At 35.3% G+C, this 232-nt stretch carries 1 pseudogene; it reads right to left on the bottom strand.

The features are described 5' to 3' along the window. Positions 1-232 (bottom strand): annotated as a pseudogene (locus tag AB3I42_RS14085) (DDE-type integrase/transposase/recombinase); the annotation flags it as partial.

Here is a 232-nt window from a genome sequence, read left to right as displayed (position 1 = left end):
GATCGATTGATGTCAAAAGTTGTTAATAATTCATCAATAGCTTGGTTATCAAACTCTTTTCCACGATCAGTATGAAAAATCTCAACCTCTGTCAGAGGTTGTTTGATACGGCTAAATGCTTTTTTACTAGAACGGCATCTTTATGTTCTCCACAAGAATAGCCGAGAATTTCTCGATTGAACAGATCCAAAATGAAACAGACATAATTCCATTTTTTCCCGACTCGTACATA

The organism is Enterococcus sp. C53 (assembly GCF_040887425.1).
Classification (GTDB): Bacteria; Bacillota; Bacilli; order Lactobacillales; family Enterococcaceae; genus Enterococcus_B; species Enterococcus_B hirae.
The sequence above is the reverse complement of the archived record's forward strand: the minus strand, read 5'-3'. Positions and strand labels throughout refer to the sequence as shown.